This is a genomic window from Brevundimonas sp. NPDC055812 (genome assembly GCF_053616535.1).
This window is the reverse complement of the sequence record NZ_JBSHDX010000003.1, coordinates 26,610-44,803: the sequence shown is the minus strand read 5'-3', so window position 1 is coordinate 44,803 and position 18,194 is coordinate 26,610. Positions and strand designations below refer to the sequence as shown.

Annotated in this window: 23 protein-coding genes; 20 read left to right on the top strand and 3 right to left on the bottom strand. The window is 69.2% G+C overall.

Going from position 1 to position 18,194, the window contains the following annotated elements:
• Positions 1–10: 10 nt before the first annotated feature.
• From ACWGL1_RS05715 to ACWGL1_RS05705, 3 genes are read left to right on the top strand one after another with little or no spacing between them, the layout of a single operon-like run.
• Positions 11–577, top strand: a complete 567-nt coding sequence (locus tag ACWGL1_RS05715; RefSeq protein ID WP_452111430.1) for a DUF1285 domain-containing protein — start codon at positions 11–13, stop codon at positions 575–577.
• Complete coding sequence (locus ACWGL1_RS05710; protein WP_452111429.1) at positions 574–1,248, top strand: CoA pyrophosphatase; 675 nt, start codon at positions 574–576, stop codon at positions 1,246–1,248. Before ACWGL1_RS05715 ends, ACWGL1_RS05710 begins: the two co-directional genes overlap by 4 nt.
• Positions 1,245–2,453: a CCA tRNA nucleotidyltransferase gene (locus ACWGL1_RS05705; RefSeq protein ID WP_452111428.1), complete on the top strand. Its 1,209-nt coding sequence runs from the start codon at positions 1,245–1,247 to the stop codon at positions 2,451–2,453. Before ACWGL1_RS05710 ends, ACWGL1_RS05705 begins: the two co-directional genes overlap by 4 nt.
• On the opposite strand, the gene ACWGL1_RS05700 is transcribed toward ACWGL1_RS05705, so the two are convergent.
• Complete coding sequence (locus tag ACWGL1_RS05700; protein ID WP_452111427.1) at positions 2,434–3,381, bottom strand: endonuclease/exonuclease/phosphatase family protein; 948 nt, start codon at positions 3,379–3,381, stop codon at positions 2,434–2,436. The two genes, ACWGL1_RS05705 and ACWGL1_RS05700, sit on opposite strands and share 20 nt — an antisense overlap.
• Before the next feature lie 225 nt (positions 3,382–3,606).
• Here ACWGL1_RS05700 and ACWGL1_RS05695 point away from each other — a divergent pair, with 225 nt between their 5' ends.
• From ACWGL1_RS05695 to ACWGL1_RS05620, 16 genes are all read left to right on the top strand, one after another.
• Complete coding sequence (locus ACWGL1_RS05695; protein ID WP_452111426.1) at positions 3,607–5,094, top strand: DUF2793 domain-containing protein; 1,488 nt, start codon at positions 3,607–3,609, stop codon at positions 5,092–5,094.
• 5 nt (positions 5,095–5,099) lie between these two features.
• Positions 5,100–5,285: a hypothetical protein gene (locus ACWGL1_RS05690; RefSeq protein ID WP_452111425.1), complete on the top strand. Its 186-nt coding sequence runs from the start codon at positions 5,100–5,102 to the stop codon at positions 5,283–5,285.
• Positions 5,282–5,569 (top strand): hypothetical protein, encoded by a 288-nt coding sequence (locus tag ACWGL1_RS05685; protein ID WP_291776225.1) that lies wholly within the window; start codon positions 5,282–5,284, stop codon positions 5,567–5,569. Before ACWGL1_RS05690 ends, ACWGL1_RS05685 begins: the two co-directional genes overlap by 4 nt.
• Positions 5,566–5,943: a M15 family metallopeptidase gene (locus ACWGL1_RS05680; RefSeq protein WP_452111424.1), complete on the top strand. Its 378-nt coding sequence runs from the start codon at positions 5,566–5,568 to the stop codon at positions 5,941–5,943. The genes ACWGL1_RS05685 and ACWGL1_RS05680 overlap by 4 nt, the downstream gene beginning before the upstream one ends.
• Positions 5,940–6,362 (top strand): hypothetical protein, encoded by a 423-nt coding sequence (locus ACWGL1_RS05675; protein ID WP_452111423.1) that lies wholly within the window; start codon positions 5,940–5,942, stop codon positions 6,360–6,362. Before ACWGL1_RS05680 ends, ACWGL1_RS05675 begins: the two co-directional genes overlap by 4 nt.
• Positions 6,349–6,573 (top strand): hypothetical protein, encoded by a 225-nt coding sequence (locus tag ACWGL1_RS05670; RefSeq protein ID WP_452111422.1) that lies wholly within the window; start codon positions 6,349–6,351, stop codon positions 6,571–6,573. Before ACWGL1_RS05675 ends, ACWGL1_RS05670 begins: the two co-directional genes overlap by 14 nt.
• Before the next feature lie 209 nt (positions 6,574–6,782).
• On the top strand, positions 6,783–7,571 hold the full coding sequence (locus tag ACWGL1_RS05665; protein ID WP_312220397.1) for a flagellin: 789 nt from the start codon (positions 6,783–6,785) through the stop codon (positions 7,569–7,571).
• Positions 7,572–7,663: 92 nt separating this feature from the next.
• Positions 7,664–7,945 (top strand): flagellar protein FlaG, encoded by a 282-nt coding sequence (locus ACWGL1_RS05660; protein WP_338578393.1) that lies wholly within the window; start codon positions 7,664–7,666, stop codon positions 7,943–7,945.
• A 135-nt stretch (positions 7,946–8,080) separates the two neighbouring features.
• Positions 8,081–8,905, top strand: coding sequence for a flagellin (locus tag ACWGL1_RS05655; protein WP_291776219.1), 825 nt, complete (start codon positions 8,081–8,083; stop codon positions 8,903–8,905).
• A 243-nt stretch (positions 8,906–9,148) separates the two neighbouring features.
• Entirely contained in the window at positions 9,149–11,863 is a 2,715-nt protein-coding gene (locus ACWGL1_RS05650; protein WP_452111421.1) for a transcriptional regulator, read from the top strand.
• A gap of 79 nt (positions 11,864–11,942) precedes the next feature.
• Positions 11,943–12,608 (top strand): hypothetical protein, encoded by a 666-nt coding sequence (locus ACWGL1_RS05645; protein WP_338578397.1) that lies wholly within the window; start codon positions 11,943–11,945, stop codon positions 12,606–12,608.
• Between the two features lie 5 nt (positions 12,609–12,613).
• A complete protein-coding gene (locus ACWGL1_RS05640; protein WP_291776214.1) occupies positions 12,614–13,033 on the top strand; it encodes a hypothetical protein in 420 nt (139 codons plus the stop codon).
• 87 nt (positions 13,034–13,120) lie between these two features.
• Positions 13,121–13,615 carry a single-stranded DNA-binding protein gene (gene ssb, locus ACWGL1_RS05635; protein WP_291776212.1) on the top strand — a complete coding sequence of 165 codons (495 nt, stop codon included), beginning with the start codon at positions 13,121–13,123 and terminating at the stop codon, positions 13,613–13,615.
• Positions 13,616–13,638: 23 nt separating this feature from the next.
• Positions 13,639–14,088, top strand: coding sequence for a thiol-disulfide oxidoreductase DCC family protein (locus tag ACWGL1_RS05630; RefSeq protein WP_452111420.1), 450 nt, complete (start codon positions 13,639–13,641; stop codon positions 14,086–14,088).
• A gap of 7 nt (positions 14,089–14,095) precedes the next feature.
• On the top strand, positions 14,096–15,397 hold the full coding sequence (locus tag ACWGL1_RS05625; RefSeq protein ID WP_452111419.1) for an SDR family oxidoreductase: 1,302 nt from the start codon (positions 14,096–14,098) through the stop codon (positions 15,395–15,397).
• Positions 15,397–15,864, top strand: coding sequence for a DUF2269 family protein (locus ACWGL1_RS05620; protein WP_452111418.1), 468 nt, complete (start codon positions 15,397–15,399; stop codon positions 15,862–15,864). The genes ACWGL1_RS05625 and ACWGL1_RS05620 overlap by 1 nt, the downstream gene beginning before the upstream one ends.
• On the opposite strand, the gene ACWGL1_RS05615 is transcribed toward ACWGL1_RS05620, so the two are convergent.
• Positions 15,861–16,439, bottom strand: a complete 579-nt coding sequence (locus ACWGL1_RS05615) for a nucleoside 2-deoxyribosyltransferase domain-containing protein (protein ID WP_452111417.1) — start codon at positions 16,437–16,439, stop codon at positions 15,861–15,863. The genes ACWGL1_RS05620 and ACWGL1_RS05615 overlap by 4 nt on opposite strands.
• Before the next feature lie 73 nt (positions 16,440–16,512).
• Here ACWGL1_RS05615 and ACWGL1_RS05610 point away from each other — a divergent pair, with 73 nt between their 5' ends.
• Positions 16,513–17,469, top strand: coding sequence for a DMT family transporter (locus ACWGL1_RS05610; protein ID WP_409450045.1), 957 nt, complete (start codon positions 16,513–16,515; stop codon positions 17,467–17,469).
• 6 nt (positions 17,470–17,475) lie between these two features.
• On the opposite strand, the gene ACWGL1_RS05605 is transcribed toward ACWGL1_RS05610, so the two are convergent.
• Positions 17,476–18,042, bottom strand: a complete 567-nt coding sequence (locus tag ACWGL1_RS05605) for a superoxide dismutase family protein (RefSeq protein ID WP_452111675.1) — start codon at positions 18,040–18,042, stop codon at positions 17,476–17,478.
• Between the last annotated feature and the right edge of the window lie 152 nt (positions 18,043–18,194).

The window sequence follows — 18,194 nt, the reverse complement described above, 5'->3', positions numbered from 1 at the left end:
TAGTTCAGACATGACGAACCCACCGACATCGTCCGGCTCTGGCCTGACTAGCGTGGCCGAGGCTGCGCGTCAGGTGCCGGGGCGGGGACTGCCGCCCGTGCATCTGTGGCATCCTGAACATTGCGGCGAGATCGACATCCTGATCCGCGCCGACGGGGTGTGGATGCATGAAGGCTCGCCTATCGGACGGGCTGAGCTTGTGCGGCTGTTCTCGACGGTGCTGAGGAAAGACCCGGACGGCTATCATCTGGTCACGCCGGTCGAGAAGCTGAAGATCGCGGTCGAGGACTTGCCGTTCCGCGCCGTGGCCGTGCGCGACGAGGGCGCGGCGCTGGTCTTCACCACGGATCAGGGCGACGAGGCTGTCGCCGGTCCCGAACACGCCATCATTGTCGAGACGGACGCGACGACGGGCGAGCCGGCGCCGCGCGTCCGTGTGCGCGGCGATCTGTGGGCGCGGATCGCCCGGCCGGTCTTCTATGAACTGGTCGAACGGGCGCAGGCGGAAGACGGCCGACTGGCCGTGCGGTCGGGCGGCGTGGCGTTTCCGCTGGGGCCGGAAGGGGCGGGGCTTTGACCTGTGTCGGGCTGAAGGCCCGGCTGCAACAGCGATTGGACCCGATGTCGGCGTGGTCGCCCGAGCGGGCGGCGGTGCGGTCCGACTATGACCTGAACCCTGATTTCAGCCGTCCGAAGGTCAAGCTGAGACCGGCGGCGGTGCTGATCCCCATCATCGCGCGCGAAGACGGCCCCAGCGTCCTGCTGACCCGCCGATCCGACAGTCTGGCCAGCCATACGGGGCAGATCGCCTTTGCGGGCGGACGGCTCGATCCGGGCGAGACGGCGCTGGACGCCGCCCTGCGCGAGGCGTGGGAGGAGATCGCGCTGGATCCCGCCGTGGTCGAGCCGCTGGGGCTGGGCGATCCCTATGAGACGGGCACTGGGTTTCTGGTGACGCCGGTGGTGGGCTGGCTGACGGCGCCGCCGGACGTCACCCCGTCGCCCGCCGAGGTGGCCGAGGTGTTCGAGGCGCCGTGGGACTTTCTGATGGACCCGGTGAACCATCGCCGCGACTATTACGATCAGGAGAACGGGCCGCGCCGCTGGTTCTGGGCCATGCCCTATCGCGAGCGCTACATCTGGGGCGTGACGGCGGGCATTCTGAAGGGGCTGTTCAACCGGCTCTATGGCGAGGAGCCCGCGCCGCATCAGGCCGCTGAGGCTGACGCGACCGAGCGCGTGGAATGAGCCGCGTCCTTTCAGGGCAGGACTGGCTGACGGCCAGCGCGACGCAGGCGGTGATGGCGGCGCTGGCGGCGGCGGGCGGGACGGACTGCGCCCGTTTCGTCGGCGGATGCGTGCGCAACGCCGTGCTGGGCGCCCCGATCGACGATGTGGACATCGCCACCGTCCTGACGCCCGAGGCGGTGGTCCGGGCGCTGAAGGCGGCGGGCCTGAAGAGCGTGCCGACCGGCATGGAGCACGGCACGGTGACGGCCATATCGGAGCGCCATCCGTTCGAGATCACCACCCTGCGCCGGGACGTCTCGACCGACGGACGACGCGCCACGGTCGCCTTCACCGACAACTGGGCCGAGGATGCGGCGCGGCGGGATTTCCGCCTGAACGCGCTTTATGCGGATGCGGAGGGGCTGATCCTCGACCCGACAGGCGCGGGGTATGAGGACGCACTGGCCGGACGGATCGTCTTCGTCGGCGAGCCGGAACAGCGCATCCGCGAGGACTATCTGCGCATCCTGCGCTTCTATCGCTTCTTCGCCTGGTACGGGCGCGGGGCGCCGGATGCGGCGGCGGTCGAAGCCTGCGCCGCTCTGGCCGAAGGGGTCGAACGGCTGTCGGCCGAGCGAGTGTCGAAGGAGTTGCTCAAGCTGCTGGCCGCGCCCGATCCGCGCGCGGCGGTGCGGCTGATGGATCAGGCAGGGGTATTGGGGCGGGTTATGCCGCAGCCGAAAAGCCTGACGCTGTTCGAGGCGATGGTCGGGGTCAGCACGGACCCGGTGCTGCGTCTGTCGGCGCTGTTGCCGGATGACGCGGAGGCGGTGCGCGCGGCGGCGCTGAAGCTGCGGCTGTCGAACGTTCAGAGGGACCGGCTGGTCGAGGCCGTCGGCGAACAGATTGATCCGGCGATGAGCGAGGCCGAGGCGCGCGCCGCCGTCTGGCGCACGGGGCGTCAGGCGGTCGAGGATCGTCTTTATCGCGTATGGGCGGCGGGCGCGGACGCCGTGACGGTGCAACGCCTGCTGACGCTGGCGGCGAACTGGTCGCCGCCGAAGCTGCCGGTCGGAGGCAAGGATCTGGCGCGACTGGGTCTTCAACCAGGGCCGGAGACGGGGCGGCTGCTGAAGGCCTTTGAGGAGAGCTGGATCGCCGACGACTTCCCCGACCACGGGCACGAGGCGCGGCTGGAGGCCCTTATGGCTCGGCTCGGCTGAGGCGCACAATCACCGGGCGGTGGTCCGAACCGGTCTTCTGGCCCAGCCGCCGCTCGACCAGGGCCAGATCAGGCGAGCGCCAGACGTGGTCGATGGTGATGCCGAGGAAGGCGGGCAGGGCCGAGGGCCAAGTGCCGGGCCAGGCGGGGGCGGGGATCAGGCCCGTCTCAGCCTTGATCTGACGACCGATGCGGCCGCTGGAGACGCTGTTGAAGTCGCCCGCCACGACGACCGGCCCCTCCAGCCCGGCGCGCAGTCCGGCCAGCCGTTGCGCCTGACTGATCTGGCCGTAGGGGTGCTGGAAGGGCCAGGGCCGCGTCATGTGGACGGCGATCAGGCTGACCGGCCCCAGCGGCGTCTCGGCCCGGGCGACCAGGGCGGCCAGGCCCTGACCATCGGCATCGCGCACACGGCGCAGCGGCAGACGCGAGGCGATCACCGAGCGCGCGGCGCCGCTGGGCCTGTCCTTGCGCGGCGTGCTGACCCGGTGCGGATAGGCGGTCAGGATCGTGTCCAGTTGCGCGGCCGGGGCGTCGCCCAGCTCGATCAGCATGACCACGTCGGCGTCGGCCTGTTCGATGGAGCGGGTGATGGCCGCCACGTCCTCGTTCCGCGCCCACAGGTTGGCGGAGTAGACGGTCAGAGTATTCGACCCAGCGGGGCGGCCTTTCTCAGGCGTCCATTGCGGCCAGACGGCCAGAAGCAGCAGCCCCGCCACGCCTGCGCCCAGGGCCGCCATGCCCCACAGGCGACACAGCAGGAAGAGGCCGCACAGCACGACGGTCGTGATCAGGGCCGGCGCGGTGAACTGGGTCAGCAGGTCGGGCAGGCGGTGGCCGATACGGCTGAGCGCCGAGACGGCGACCAGGCCGGGCGGCGCCAGAAGGGCCAGGGCGGCCAGTCGCATCAGGGCCTGGGTCAGGGTCATGCAGCGACCTTCGGTGAACGCGTGGGGAAGCGTCGGTTAGCGCGTCGGCGCCGGACCTGTCGAGCACGGCTTCGTGCGTCCAAATGCGCGGGCGCGGCGCAGGGCGATAGCGCGCCTGATGCAGCCAATCCCTGAAAATTCCCGGCTTTGGCGTGAACTCGCGCGGATCGGCGCGCCGAGGCCCGTCGCCTGACCAGACTGCGGTCTCAACCTTTGGAGACCGCCATGAGCGATGACGCCAGCGCGCGGCTGGGCCTGCCTTATCTGGCGGCCGGACAGCTGCAGAAACACGTGACCCTGAACGAGGCCCTGACCCGTCTGGACGCCCTGATCCAGACCGCCGTGGCCAGCCGCACGGTCAGCGATCAGCCCACTGATCCGGCCGAGGGGGCGCTCTATATCCTGCCGGAAGACGCGACGGGCGATGCGTGGGCGGCGCACCCGGCGGGCAGCCTGATGCGGCATGAACGGGGCGGCTGGCTGCCGGTCCCTGCGCCGGACGGCCAGCTGGTCGTGGTGCTGGACAGCGAGGAGATTCTGGTCCGGCGCGCAGGCGTCTGGACGCCCCTGTCCTTCGGCCTGCCCGAAGAGATCCAGCAGATCACCCGCCTGGGCGTGAACACCACGGCGGACGCGACGAACGTCGTCGCCGTGCGGGCCAACAAGGCGTTGTGGACCGCGCTGGAGAGCGAGAGCGGCGGCGACGGCGATCTGCGCTTCACCTTCAACAAGCAGACGGCGGGCGACGTCCTGTCTCTGTTGTTCCAGAGCGGCTGGGGCGGCCGGGCAGAGCTGGGGTTGGTCGGCGATGACGACCTGCGGCTGAATGTCAGTCCCGACGGCGGCGCCTGGCATGAGGCGCTGCGGATCGACCGCAGCACGGGCCGCGCCTGGTTCGGCCAGGGCGCGACGCGCCGCGAGACGACGGTGCTGATGACCTCTGGAAGCTGGACCCCGCCGAACTGGGCGCGCTGGATCGAGGTCGTTTGCGTGGGCGGAGGCGGCGGAGGCGGGGCCGGTCTGGCGGGAGCGTCCGGCGCCGTCCGGCATGGCGGCGGAGGCGGCGGCGCGGGCGGCGTCATGACCGCCTTGTGGCCGGCTGTGAATCTGTCGGGCGCGCTGACGATCACGGTCGGAGCGGGCGGAGCCGGGGGCGTCGGCTCCGGCGCCGGGGGCGCGGCGGGCGGCGCGAGCCTGGTGAAGACCGGCGCCCAGACTCTGCTGACAGGCGAAGGCGGTCGCGGCGGCGCGGGCGGTTCTGCGGCGTCGGGGACCGGCGGCGCGGGCGGCGGCGGCGCGCCGGCCTCCAACGGGGGCGGAGCTTCTTCCGTCTCGGCGGCCGGCGGGGCCGGGCAGGCGGCGGCGCGTCCCGACGGCGCCGGCGGTGGCGGCGCGGGCGGCGGCCTCAGCGCAGCCAATGCGGCCCAGCCCGGAGGGGCAGGCGGCGCTGGCGCGATGCTGCTGTTGAGAGCGGCGGGCGGCGCAGGCGGCGCGACGGCCGGCGCGGCGGGACAGGCGGCGCCATGGCCGGACCTGCACTGGGCCGGAGGGGGCGGCTCGGGCGGCGGCGCCCAGGCTTCAGGCGCCGGCCATGCGGGGGGAGCCGGCGGCCTTCATGGCGGCGGCGGAGGCGGCGGAGGCGCAGGCGTGACGGCGGCGGGCGCCGGCGGGCAGGGCGCGGCCGGCGTGGTCTGGCTGACGGCGATCGGGTGAGCGCCATGATCCGACGTCTGCACCGCATCATCGACGCCGAGGAGCCTTTGTCGCTCGGCGAATTGGAGCCGCTTCTGGACGAGGAGGTCTGGGCCGCGCCCGAGCGCCTCTCGGCCGACGACTGTTTCGACCACCTGGGCAGCGACTGGCGAAGCTCGGCCGCGCCTCATGATCCGGAGGATGAACGATGACGCCTGATCACAGGGACGAGCCGGGCGGCGTTCTTCTTGAACCCCCTGCCGTGGAATTGGCCGAGGGCCGCTGGCTGTGGCGACGCCTCTATGTCTATGCCGCCAGTCTGGCGCTGTGGCAGCTGTTGCGGCTGGCGGTGACGCGGGCGACGGCCGCAGATCTGCCGCGCATCGCCGAAGGGCTGATGGGACTGATCGCCCTGATGCTGCTGCTCTATCTGGTGGCGCCCAGCGCACAGCAGATCGTCAATCTGGCGCGGTTGCGTGCGGGGGGCAGGCCATGACCTTCCACCTGTCGCAACGGTCGCGAGAGCGGCTCAGAGGCGTCCATCCCGATCTGGTCGCCGTCGTCGAGGCGGCGATCGGCCGGACGTCGGTGGACTTCATGGTCACGGAGGGGCTGCGGACGTCCGCGCGCCAGGCGGAGCTGGTGCGGGCCGGGGCCAGCCGGACGCTGAACTCGCGTCATCTGACCGGTCATGCGGTGGATGTGGCGGCCTGGGTCGATGGTCAGGTCCGCTGGGACTGGCCGCTGTATCCGCGCATCGCCGAAGCGTTCAAGGCCGCCGCCGCCGGCACGCCCCTGATCTGGGGCGGAGACTGGCCGCGGCTGCGCGATGGGCCGCACTTCGAACTGGACCGGAGGGCCTATCCATGAGCGGGCGCCTGTTTCGCGCCCTGACGCCGCTGGGCTGGCTGGCGGCGGCGTTGGCGGTCGCGGCCTTGCTATCGGCTCTGGGCGGAGGTCTCGGCCTTCGCTGGGACCTGCTGCGTCTGCAGGCGCGTCGGCTGGAGGCGACTGAACAGCGCCTGGAGCAAGCCCGATCCCAAGCGGCCGCACGCCGTCTGGAGGCCGCCGCGCGCGGCCGCCAGATCGAGAGTCTCGACGCTTTTCACCGCAACACCCTGGCTGTGACGGAAGCGACCGTTGCGGCTGAAACCAAAGCGAGGATCGCCGATGACGCCGAAACGCCTCTGGACCCTGCTCGCGCTGAGCGGTTGCGCGGGCATGATCGCGAGCTGTGCCGTCTCTCGCCCGCCGTCGCCGGTTGCGCCGCCCCGGTTGATCCTGGCTGAGACGGCGACGCTGCCCTGCGAACTGGCCGTGCTGCCTGAACGACCTACGGCGGCGGACCTGGAGGCGGCCTATGTGCGGCGCGGCGCAGAGCTGGTCCGTTGCGACGCCGCTCGGCGTCTCGCTGTCGAGACGCTGGAGGCCGAGCGCGTTCTGATCGACGCCTGGGCCGACCGTCATGACGCAGCCGGAACGATACTGCCGGGCGACTAGGCAAAAAACGCCGGGTCAGGAGGCGGTCGGCAGATTTTGCCGGGCCGATGAGAGTATCTGCCGAAAATACATTCCTGAAAAAACAAACAGATAGACCAATTTCGAGCTTCAACCCGGCTGGCCCGCGCCTTGCGACAGGAACACCCGAGCAGAAAGCTCCCGGCAGCCAAAATGGCGTCGGACATCGTCGAAGACAAAGGACAGCCAAAATGGCTAACAGCATCAACACGAATGCTGGGGCTCTCATCGCCCTGCAAAACCTGAACGCGACCAACCGTGACCTCACCGTCACGCAAAACCGCGTGAACACTGGCTTCAAGATCTCCACCGCCAAGGACAACGGCGCGATCTTCGCCATCGCCACCAACCAACGCGCTGACATCGCCTCGCTGGACGCGGTCAAGAACTCCGTCGCGCGCGGCCAGTCGCTGGTGGATGTCGCCCTGGCGGCCGGCGACACTGTCGTCGAAGCCTTCAAGGAACTGAAGAACATCGCCGTCGCCCTGGAAACCGTCGAAACCGGCAGCGCCGCCGAGACGGCCTATCAGGCTGACTACGACGCTCTGGTCGGCGAAATCGACTCGGCCATCGAGGGCGCGTCGTTCGACGGCATCAACCTGTTCTCGGCCGGCGCGGTCACGACCGTGCGCACGGGTCTGGAATCCACGTCGACCTATGACGTGGGCTTCGCGGCCGCCGTCACCTCGGGCGTCACGGCCGGCACCTACGCCACCGCCGACGACATTCAGACGGCCATCGAAACCTTCACCGGCAACCTGGCGACCCTGGGCACCCAGTCCAAGTCGCTGGAGCGTCAGAATGTCTTCGTCGGCAAGCTGCAAGACGCCCTGGAAGTCGGCGTGGGCAACCTGGTCGACGCCGACCTGGCCAAGGAAAGCGCCCGCCTGACGGCTCTGCAGACCAAGCAGCAGCTGGGCGTGCAGGCGCTGTCGATCGCGAACCAGTCCAGCTCGATCCTGCTGGGCCTGTTCCGCTAATCCGACGCGGTTAGGGAAGGGGCGGGCCTGTGGCTCGCCCCCTTTCTCGCATCGTTTGAGACGGGAGGCGCGGCAGGTCCGCGCGGAAGGATATGGCTGACAATGTCGCAGGCGTTCCCAGCGTAACCTACCTGGATCGCGAGCCGCAGGGCGCCGTGATCGAGGCGCAGTCCGTCGTTCAGGGCGCGCCGGACGCCACCGAGGAGGCGGGGCGGTACCGGTTGACGATCGAGCGGGAGTCGACCGGCTATGTCTACAAGACGCTGGATCGCGTGACGGGCGAGGTGATCCGCCAGTTCCCACGTGAAGAGGTGCTGAAATTGCGCCAGAGCCCGGCCTATGACGTCGGGAAGATCATCAAGACCGAGGCCTGAGACGCGCGGCGTTCACGGCCCGACGCTCCTCGGCGACGCCGGGCGGCGTTAACAGGCGTTGCGGACGCGTTAACCATACGCTCAGGAATCAGCGTCATTACTACTCGCCAGAATCGGATCTGAGGCGAGAAAGCCATGACCAACAGCGTAATCACCAATGCGTCGGCGCTGATCGCGCTTCAGAACCTGAACAGCACCAATTCCAAGCTCGCCGCCACCCAGAGCCGGGTGAACACGGGCCTGAAGGTGCAGGGCGCCAAGGACAACGCCGCGACCTGGGCCATCGCCCAGAACCAGCGCGCCGACATGAGCGCGCTCGAATCGGTCAAGACCAGCCTCAATCGCGCCACCTCCCTGGCGGATGTCGCCCTGGCGGCCGGGCAGCAGATTTCCGACATCCTGGTGGAACTGCGCCAGAAGGCCACGGCGGCGGCGGACCCGTCGGCCTCCGTCGCGACGCGCAAGGCCTATGACGACGAGTTCCAGGCTCTGCTGACGTCGCTGGGGTCGTTCGCGGCCAACGCCTCGTTCGACGGCGAGAACATCCTCGATGGAAGCTCGACGACGGCGCTGGATTTCCTCGCCAACGCTGACGCCTCCGAAACGATTTCGATGAATCGTCAGGACCTCACCCTGGCCGGACTGTCGTTGACCGGTCTCGATCTGACGGACGAAACCAACGCCACAGCGGCTCTGACGGCTGTCGAGACGGCCCTGACCGACGCCAGCGCCAGGCTGGCTGAACTGGGCGCCCAGTCGAAGCAGATCGAGAAGCACACGATCTTCGTCACCAAGCTGATGGACTCGCTGGAGGTCGGCGTCGGCAACCTGGTCGATGCGGACATGGCGCGCGAAAGCGCGCGCCTGCAGGCCCTGCAGGTTCAGCAACAGCTGGGCGCGCAGGCGCTGTCGATCGCCAATCAGGCGCCGCAGATCATCCTGTCGCTGTTCAAGGGCTGATCGCGACCCTAGCCCAGCCTCCGGTGCGCGCCGTGTCCCAGCGACAGGGGCGGCGGCCGACGGCGGGTCGGTCGGGGGATAAGGCCGTAGAGGCTCATCAGCCTCATCAACATCCAGCGCACGCGTGACATGGTTTCACCTCGGCTGTGACGAGGCGGAGAACGAGGGCGCTGTGCGGCGGTTCCTGGCGACTGTTAAACAGTTCGTTACCGTGGCGGGCGACACTGCCGGACGGAGGTGCGCGTGGCGGCGATCAACAACAGCTATCTGCTCGGTCTTTTCGGCGTCGGAACCGGTTCCGGCGGCCTGCCGGCGACTGCGCCCGCGCCCAAGCCCAAAACCCAGCCGACGGCGCCCTGGTCCTTGGGGGAGAAGGAGAAGCCGACTCAGTCGGACCTGCTGCGCTCGGCCCTGAGCGGTCGAAAGCTGGTCAATGAAGACAACGCCGTCCTTGACGTCAAAGGCGCCTCATCGGGCGACTATCGCAAGATCTTCGCCCTTTATCAGGGTCTGACCATGCTGGAGGCGCTGGCGACGCGGGCGGGAGAGCGCGGGGTCGGGCGGCTCGAATCAGAACAGCTGTCGCGCCGCTTCACCTCAGGCATGGCCGAGGTGAAGGATTTCCTGACGTCGGCCCAGTTCGACGGCGTGCGTGTCGTCCAGGGCGTCTCCGCGACCCAGAGCCAGTCCACCGCGGCCGTGGCGCGAGATAATTCCAAGTATCTGACCGGTCCGATCCATGACGGCGCCCTGACCGACGAGGTCGCCGCCTTCCAGGGCGACGTGCGTTTCGGCGTCACGGTGAAGACGATGGCGGGCAGCCAGACGGTCGACATCGACCTGGCCGAGATGGGAGCGACCCCGCGGACGATGGACGCCGTGCTTCAGCACATCAACGGCAAGCTGGAGGCGGCGGGCGTGCAGACGCGCATCCATCGCCAGATGATCGAAGCGGAACCGCGCACGGTGAAGGCGGGCGACAAGACCATCACCTTGCCGGCCGGGCCCACGCGCTGGGGCCTGACGGTCAGCGGAACCTCGGTGGAGACGATCAGCTTCACGCCCGCCGAGGCTCGCGATTCGATTCAGGTGGTTCAGGGCGTCGGCGGCAAGGGCGGGCACGAGGTCCTGAAGTTCGATCCCGACGGCAATCCGGTCGCGGGTTCGGGCGAGAGCTTCTGGGTCGAAGGGCGCAGCGGCGTTTCCAGCCTGCCCGACGGCGTCGAGACGGTGCGGGCCAGCGCGGCCGGGCCGGACGGTTCGATGTGGATCGTGGCCGATGTCAGCGCCGGCTCCTCGACCCAGCCGATCAAGGGACAGGCGGACGTCGTCCTGATGAAGCTGGATTCGGCCGGCAATGTGGTCGTCAGCCGGGCGCTGGGCGCGGCCTCAAAGGCCAGCGGCTACGCTATCGCCGTGGATGCGGACGGGCGGGTGGCCGTGGCCGGATCCGTCGTCGGCGCCCTGGTTCCGGGGGAGGCCGGCGCCTCGGCCACGACGGCGGATAGCTTCGTCACCGTCTTTGATGCTGACGGCCGCGAGCAGTGGACCCAGAGGCGCGGCGCCCGGGCCGAGGACGAGGCGACGGCCGTCTCCTTCGGCGCAGACGGCCGGATCTATGTGGCGGGCCGGGCCAGGTCGGCCATGCCCGGCGCCCTGGCGGTGGGCGGCTGGGACGGTTACGTCCAGGCCTTCAGCGAAAGCCAGGTTCACAGTCTGGCCCCGATCACGGCGACGGCGACCGGCGCGGCCCAGTTCGGCACGGCGGGCGATGACAACGTCCAGGCCATGACCGTCGACGGCGACAACCTCTATACGGCGGGGATCGAGAACGGCGCCTTCGTGCTGCGTCACTTCCGCATCGGTCCGACCGGCGCGCCCGAGCTGCTGGGCGTTCGCGATCTGGGCTCCGCCTCGGGCGGCGAGATCGCCGGACTGGCGGTGGCTGACGGACGGCTGATCGTCTCCGGCGCGACGCGCAACGGCGCCTTGAATGCGGGGCAGATCGCCAATGCTCACGCCGGGGGGCAGGACGCCTTCGTGGCCACGCTGTCCACGGACCTGGCCGCCTCGGGCGCCGATCGCCTGACCTATTACGGCGGCGAGGGGGACGACACGGCCGCCGACGTCAAGGTGCATGAGGGCAAGGTCTGGCTGACCGGGATTTCGGATCGCGCCATCGGCGCCAAGACGGAAGACCCTTCGCGCGGCTATCTGGCGCGGCTGGATGTCGAGACCGGCCAGGTGGAGTGGACCCAGACCTGGACGGCGGCTGAAGGTCAGGCCAGGCCTCTGGCCCTGACGGTGTCGTCCGGCGGCGCCAGCGTGCTGGATCGGCTGGGCCTGCCGCAGGGCGAGATCGATCAGAGTCAGTCCAAGGCCCTGGTCGACGCCACGGCGGTGCGGGCCGGCGACCGTTTCTATGTGCAGAATCCCGTGACGGGTCGGCAGACGGCCGTGACCATCGAGGCCAAGGACACGCTTCAGTCCCTGGCGCGCAAGATCGAGATGGCGTCGGGTCGTCACCTCAAGGTCACCATCAAGACGGATCGCGACTATCTGACCGGCATGGACGGCGACACCCGCGTAACCAGCGGCGGCGTTCAGCGTCTGTCGATCACCAGCGCCGACGGACGCGCCGGAGCCGTGCTGACTCCGGGCGAAGCGGGACGCGACGCCCTGGCGGGCCTCGGCCTGACGCCGGGCTTCATCGGCAAGACGGCCGACGACAAGATAAAGACCTTCGGCGTGGATCTGTCCCCCTTGCTCAATCTGTCGGACGCCGATTCCATCGCCAAGGCGAAGGATCAGGTGCAACTGGCGATCAAGGCCATGCGCGACGCCTATCGCGCCCTGTCGCCCGAGGCGTCGAAGCCGGCGATCACGGGTCAGGCACCCGCCTATCTCCAGGCTCAACTGGCCAACTACCAGGCTGCGCTGGCGCGACTCACAGGCTAAGCCGGGGTGAAGGGCGCTTTCGGTTGACGGCCGTGGGGCGGACGGGGTTAGTGGGGCCTTCGTTAGCGTTGAGAGCTGCATGGCCCTTTCCAAAGACAATCGCACGGTCTTGATCGTCGGCGCCGGCCTGGCCGTGGTCGGAGCGGTGGCGGCCGCCCTGGTGTTCAGCGGCGGGCGCGGCGGACCTGTCGAGGCGCCGCCGGCCTCCAAGGGCGGTCTGACCATCGACGTGGCCGAGGCGCCCACGCTGGAGCCGACGCGCGAGCTGCGTTGCTTCGTCGATGGACAGTTCGTCGGCCTGGCCACCCTGGCCGACTGTGCGCGAAAGAACGGCGTGGCCACCAGCGCCCTGGACGTCGGCCTGGATTCGACCGGCTCGCTGGTCGCGGCGCCGACGGCGTCCTTCGCGCCTCCGCCCGAGGTTCCGGCCGTGACCCTGGCGGAAACGCCTTCGGCCGGCCAAGGCGGCGACGCCGGCGCCGCGCGCCCGGCGACCGGCTCGGGCACGGCCTGCCTGCGCCACACCGGCTCTGAATGGCGTCAGGTGTCGGGCGACATGAGCCTGGCCGCCTGCGTTCAGGCTCTCTACTCGGGCACCTGCGTGCGCCCTGGAGAGGCGAACTACGGCCGCTGGGGCGACACCACCCTGCGGCTGGTGCCGCGTCGCGTGGAGCAGTCCACCGACAACAACCGCTTCCGCACCCTGGCCCAGCAGGACCGCAACTGCCAGTTCCCGGAGCTGTGACGAGGATGCGTTTTTCCCTCATCGGACTGGCCGTCGTGCTGGGATCGGCCGCCCTGGCGGCCTGCAGCGCCCCTCAGCTTCAGGCCCCCTCGGACAAGGGCGTCTGCTATCACGTCGGCGAACCGGCCGGCGGCGCGCCTCGCTTCAACGTGGTGGCGCGCGACCAGCCGCAGATCGAGTTCTGCGCCGCGCGGCTGGAAGAGATGCGCCTGAAATTCCTGAGCATGGGCGGCAGCAACAATGAGATGGTCGGCGCCTATCAGGGGCAGTTCATCTTCATCGATCGCACCGGCGTCAAATTCAGCAAGAGCCTGGACGGTCCGCGGTTCTTCGCCTTGGCGCGGACCGGCGACGGCCGACTGGCCATTCCCGGCGCCATCCAGCGTCAGATGGACGGCCGCCCGATCGCTGTGGCCCCGAACTAATCCACCCCGCGTGGGGTGAACGAAACTAGAACATCTCGTCCGTTTCGGCTAAGGAGCGGACGACAAGACGAATAAAGGACATCGGTCATGGCGGGCAGCGTCAACAAGGTCATTCTGGTCGGCAACCTGGGTCGCGACCCGGAAATCCGCTCTCTGAACAACGGCGACCGCGTCGCCAACCTGCGTATCGCCACCTCGGAGACCTGGCGCGACAAGGCGACCGGCGAGCGCAAGGAGAAGACCGAGTGGCACTCGGTGGTCATCTTCAACGACAACATCGTCAAGGTGGCCGAAAACTATCTGAAGAAGGGCTCGACCGTGTACGTCGAAGGCTCGCTGCAGACCCGCAAATGGACCGATCAGCAGGGCGTGGAGAAGTACACGACCGAGATCGTGATCCAGCGCTTCAACGGCCAGCTGACCATGCTGGGCGGCCGCGGCGACAGCCAGGGCGGAGGTGATCGCGGCGGCTACGGCGGCGGTCGCGACGACGACTATTCCTCGGGCTTCTCGACCGGCGGCGCCAACAAGCCTTCGGGTCCGAAGGAAAGCTACGACCTGAACGACGACATTCCGTTCTAGACCCGGGCGCGAAAGGGCGCGGCGTGGGGCAGGGGGCCTATAGCTATCGCGACGACCCGGCTGTGCCGTCCTTCCCGGACGACCGGCCGCTGGTCCTGTTCGACGGCGACTGCGCCCTGTGCTCCCATTCGGCGCGCACCCTGCTGAAGCACGGACCCCGGTTCCGCCTGGCGTCGACGCAGTCGGCGTTGGGGCAGGCCTTGTTGTTGCACTACGGCCTGTCGCCGGATGATCCCTCAACCATGCTGGTGATAGAGGACGGGCGCGCCATCGGCCGCTCGGACGGCGTGCTGCATCTGGCGGCGTCCCTGCCGTTTCCCTATCGGCTGGCGACGGCGGGGCGGCTGATCCCCCGGTCGATGCGGGACGCGGTCTATGGCTGGGTCGCGCGGCATCGGCGGCGCTTTCCCGGTCAGGCCTGGTGCGCCATGCCGCCTGAGGGCGTGAACATGACGGATCGGGTTCTGGGGTGAGGTCATCATGAGCGGGCGTGTTCTGGTCCTGGGGGCCAACGGCTTCATCGGCTCGCATCTGGCGGCGACCCTGTCGGTCGCGGGTTGGACGGTGCGGGCCGGAGCGCGACGACCCGCTGAATCCGCCCGCCGCGCGCCGGCTTTCGAGTGGGTTCAGGCTGACTTCGCACACCTGACATCCACAGAGGCCTGGGCGCCGCTGTTGGACGGCGTCGACGCGGTGGTGAACTGCGTCGGCGTGCTTCAGGACGGGGCGGGCGACAGCACGACGCTGGCCCATGTCGAGGGGCCGCGCGCACTCATTCAGGCTTGCGAACGGGCGGGCGTGCGTCGTCTGATCCATGTTTCCGCCGTGGGCGCCGATGATGCGGCGGGCACCGCCTATGCCCGCACCAAGGCTGAGACGGAGCGACTGGTCCGTGCCTCCGATCTGGGCTGGCTGATCCTGCGCCCGTCGCTGGTGGTGGATAGGGCGGCGTTCGGCGGAACCGGCCTGATCCGGGCGCTGGCGGCTTTCCCGCTGTTCAGTCCGGTGGTGGGCGGCGATCAGCTTTTCCGCCCCATCGCCCTGTCCGATCTGGGCGAGGCGGTTGTGGCGGCGCTGAAGCCCGGCGCGCCCGTGCGTGAGACCTTCGACATGCCGGGGTCGGAGGCGGTCAGCATGATCGAGACGGTCCGGCTCTATCGCGGCTGGCTGGGCCTTTCGTCTGCGCCTGTGGTGCGGGTTCCGCGCGTTCTGGCTGGCCCTGCGCTGATGATCGGCGACGTGTTGGGACGACTGGGCTGGTCCTCGCCCATTCGCAGCACGGCGATCCGCCAGATGGATCACGACGTGTCCGGCGTCGACAGCGGATGGGCCGAACGCCTGGGCGTTCGGGCGCGGGGTTTCCGCCGTTTCTTGGCCGAAACGCCCGCCTCGGTTCAGGATGTGTGGCACGCGCGTCTGTGGTTCGTGCGGCCGGTCGCCGTCCTGACGCTAGGGCTGTTCTGGCTGATCACTGGCCTGATCAGCTTCGGGCCGGGCTGGAGCGGGGCGATCGCCGTGCTTCATGAAGGCGGTTTCGGCCGCTGGGCCGGGCCGATCGCCTGGTGGGGCGCACTGCTTGACGTGGTGCTGGGGCTGGCGCTGTTCGTGCGGCCGTGGACGGCGCGCGCAGCGATCCTGATGTGTCTGGCCACGGTCGGTTATCTGATCGCCGGGACGCTCAGTCTGCCGCACTACTGGATCGACCCTCTGGGGCCGTGGCTCAAGGTGCTGCCGATGATGGCCCTGTGTCTGTTCGTGGCGGCGACGGACGCGAGGCGCTGATGTTGTATCTGACCCTGAAGATCATCCACATCATGTCGGGGGCTGTGCTGTTCGGCACGGGGGCGGGCATCGCCTTCTTCATGCTGCGCGCCCACATGAGCCGCGATGTGGCGACGATTGCTGCGGTAGGGAAGATCGTGGTTCTGGCCGATTTCGTCTTCACCGCCAGTGCTGTGCTGGTCCAGCCAGTCAGCGGCCTGGGCTTGATCTACCTGCAGGGATACGCCCTGACCGAGCCGTGGCTGCTGGCGGCCTACGCGCTTTATGTTCTGATCGGCGTCTGCTGGCTGCCGGTGGTGTGGATGCAGATGAAGATGGCGCGTCTGGCCCAGACGGCGGCGGATGCGGGCGAGGCGCTGCCCGCCGCCTATCACCGCCTGTTCCGAGGCTGGTTCATCCTGGGCTGGCCTGCCTTCGCCGGGGTCGTCGGCATCTACTGGCTGATGGTGGCCAAGCCAGCTTTCTAGCGCGCGAAGCGGCCTTTCTCGGCGGCGTCGGCCAGGGCTTGGCGGACGGCGGCGGTCAGTTCGTCCATGGTCTGCACCTGACGCACGCCATAGGCGCGGGCGGTGATGTCGACGTTGCCCTTGCGCCAGAAGCCTTCGGGGGCCAGCACGATCAGCTTTCCGCCGCGCGCGTGCAGGCCCATTTCCAGCAGGCTGATCGGGCTTTGCGCGCCCGGCGCGAAATACATGACGATGACGTCGGCGCTTTCCAGCGCGGCCAGCTCCCACTCGACCTGACGACGGAACTCGGGCTCGTCCGCCTCGGGCCGCCAGGCGGGGTTCCAGTCGGGACGGCGAGGGTTCAGGACCGTGACGTCCATGTCCGACAGCGCGCGCGTCAGCGCCGCCTGCCAGTCGGGCGCGCCGCCCATGTCGATGCTGCCGCCCAGAAAGACGCGGGGCCGGGCGTCGTCGATGGGCAGGGGCTGGGGCGAGATCACGACCGTCGGTTGGGCGGTCGCGGGCGCGGCGGCGATGCAGGCGGTCAGGACGGCCAGGGAGGACAGTAGGGCGGACAACAGGGCAGGGCTCTTCATCGTGCCTCTATAGCGGGTTCGCGCGGGCGAGGCAGGGGCGACGGCCAGGGGTGAGGCAGGGTAACCTGTGGTCATGCTTCGTGAGAGGCAAAAGGTCGCGCCCTGTGGCAAGCATGGAGGCGTGTCCAGTTCATCCTCATCCCCGCACGCGCTGACGCCGCTCGAGATCGCCGCCATCGTGGCCGTTCTGGTCATCTGGGGCGTGAACAACGCCGCCGCCAAGGTCGCTACCGAGGTGCTGCCGCCGCTGATGACGGGCGCCTTGCGCTTCGCCATCGCCGCCGCTTGCCTGGTCTGGTTCGTGCGGCCGCCGTTTCCGAACTGGAAAAGCCTGCTGATCATCGCCGTGGTGGGCGGGCCGATCCACTATGGCCTGATCTACCTGGCCTTCTGGCTGGCCAATGACGTCAGCCCGGTGACGGTTTCGACCCAACTGTGGATTCCGCTGACGTCGCTGTTCGCCTTCCTGCTGCTGGGCGAGAAGATTTCGAGGATGGCGACGATCGGCCTCGTGATCGCCTTCCTCGGCGTGGCGTGGATGACGCTGGATCCTCATGCGCTGCAGGACTGGAAGGCGATTCTGGTGGGGGCGCTGGGCGCTTCGGCCTGGGCGCTGACAACGGTGATCGCGCGGCGCACCACCTCCATTCCGCCGCTGAAGATGCAGGGGCTGCTGGCGCTGATGGCCTTTCCGGCGCTGACGCTGGGCTCTGCCCTGTTCGAGAGCGGCCAGTGGGAGGCCGCCAGGGCGGCGACGCCGCTGGTGTGGGGCACGCTGCTGTGGGCCGGGTTGATCTCGTCGGTGTTCGCCACCAGCCTGGTCTTCTGGCTGGTGCAGCGGCGCGAGGCCGGGCGGGTGACGCCCTATCTGCTGGGCTCGCCGCTGGTGTCCATCCTGATCGGCTGGCTGTTCATGGGCGACGTGCTGACGCCGCAGATCCTGACCGGCGTGGCGATCGCCCTTCTGGGCGTCGTGACGGTGGCCTTGGGGGAGCGCGGCCTGCGCGCCGGCGCTCCCGCCAAGGTTTGAGGTTGCTTACTGTGCCTTGATGACGGCGCAGGCCACGCGGTCGCCCGCGCCGCCGATCGGCTGGCTGGAGTGGTCGTCGGCGTTGGCGTGGATCACGAGGGCCGAGCCGTCGTCGTCCAGCAGCCACTGGCCCGGACCCTTGTCCACCAGACGGGCGTGGGTGGTGAAGACTTCTGCGTTCACCGCGCCCTTCGCGTCAGCAAAGACGTTAGGCAGGTCGCCGTCGTCCGGACCCTCTGCGTTCAGCAAGCCGTGCGGCTTCTGGGGATCGCCGTGATTGATGTGGGCGCCGGCCGAGGTGAAGGGCGCTTCGCACTGGCCTGTGGCGTGGATGTGGATGCCGTGCCAGCCGGGCGTCAGGCCTGTGGCTTCGACCTTGATCAGCAGGCCGGTGGCCCCTTGCGTCAGGGTGGCCTTGCCGGCTTCCGCGCCCTGGGCGTTGAGGATGGAGACCTGGGCCGTCTGGCCCGGCGCAGCACGCTCGGCGGCCTCGGCCGGGGCTGCGGGCGCGGCCTCCGAAGCCGGCGGCGTCGCCGGGTTCTGGCTGCAGGCGGCCCCGGCGACGAGCACCATGGCGAGGGCGCTGGGGACGATCAGTTTCGAAGTGGCTAAACGCATGGCTTTCCAGTCCTTTTCGACATGGGGATTTCAGCGGCGTTTCTTTGCCACCACGGCCCCCGGGTGATAGAAACCGGAACAGCGGATCACGTTCCGATTCCGGCCAT

Bases quoted from the DNA above. Each gene is read 5' to 3' on its own strand.
- ACWGL1_RS05715 (WP_452111430.1), top strand. From the start codon at position 11: ATGACGAACCCACCGACATCGTCCGGCTCTGGCCTGACTAGCGTGGCC.
- ACWGL1_RS05705 (WP_452111428.1), top strand. From the start codon at position 1,245: ATGAGCCGCGTCCTTTCAGGGCAGGACTGGCTGACGGCCAGCGCGACG.
- ACWGL1_RS05700 (WP_452111427.1), bottom strand. From the start codon at position 3,381: ATGACCCTGACCCAGGCCCTGATGCGACTGGCCGCCCTGGCCCTTCTG.
- ACWGL1_RS05695 (WP_452111426.1), top strand. From the start codon at position 3,607: ATGAGCGATGACGCCAGCGCGCGGCTGGGCCTGCCTTATCTGGCGGCC.
- ACWGL1_RS05690 (WP_452111425.1), top strand. From the start codon at position 5,100: ATGATCCGACGTCTGCACCGCATCATCGACGCCGAGGAGCCTTTGTCG.
- ACWGL1_RS05685 (WP_291776225.1), top strand. From the start codon at position 5,282: ATGACGCCTGATCACAGGGACGAGCCGGGCGGCGTTCTTCTTGAACCC.
- ACWGL1_RS05680 (WP_452111424.1), top strand. From the start codon at position 5,566: ATGACCTTCCACCTGTCGCAACGGTCGCGAGAGCGGCTCAGAGGCGTC.
- ACWGL1_RS05675 (WP_452111423.1), top strand. From the start codon at position 5,940: ATGAGCGGGCGCCTGTTTCGCGCCCTGACGCCGCTGGGCTGGCTGGCG.
- ACWGL1_RS05665 (WP_312220397.1), top strand. From the start codon at position 6,783: ATGGCTAACAGCATCAACACGAATGCTGGGGCTCTCATCGCCCTGCAA.
- ACWGL1_RS05660 (WP_338578393.1), top strand. From the start codon at position 7,664: ATGGCTGACAATGTCGCAGGCGTTCCCAGCGTAACCTACCTGGATCGC.
- ACWGL1_RS05655 (WP_291776219.1), top strand. From the start codon at position 8,081: ATGACCAACAGCGTAATCACCAATGCGTCGGCGCTGATCGCGCTTCAG.
- ACWGL1_RS05645 (WP_338578397.1), top strand. From the start codon at position 11,943: ATGGCCCTTTCCAAAGACAATCGCACGGTCTTGATCGTCGGCGCCGGC.
- ACWGL1_RS05640 (WP_291776214.1), top strand. From the start codon at position 12,614: ATGCGTTTTTCCCTCATCGGACTGGCCGTCGTGCTGGGATCGGCCGCC.
- ssb (WP_291776212.1), top strand. From the start codon at position 13,121: ATGGCGGGCAGCGTCAACAAGGTCATTCTGGTCGGCAACCTGGGTCGC.
- ACWGL1_RS05625 (WP_452111419.1), top strand. From the start codon at position 14,096: ATGAGCGGGCGTGTTCTGGTCCTGGGGGCCAACGGCTTCATCGGCTCG.
- ACWGL1_RS05620 (WP_452111418.1), top strand. From the start codon at position 15,397: ATGTTGTATCTGACCCTGAAGATCATCCACATCATGTCGGGGGCTGTG.
- ACWGL1_RS05615 (WP_452111417.1), bottom strand. From the start codon at position 16,439: ATGAAGAGCCCTGCCCTGTTGTCCGCCCTACTGTCCTCCCTGGCCGTC.
- ACWGL1_RS05610 (WP_409450045.1), top strand. From the start codon at position 16,513: ATGCTTCGTGAGAGGCAAAAGGTCGCGCCCTGTGGCAAGCATGGAGGC.
- ACWGL1_RS05605 (WP_452111675.1), bottom strand. From the start codon at position 18,042: ATGGTGCTCGTCGCCGGGGCCGCCTGCAGCCAGAACCCGGCGACGCCG.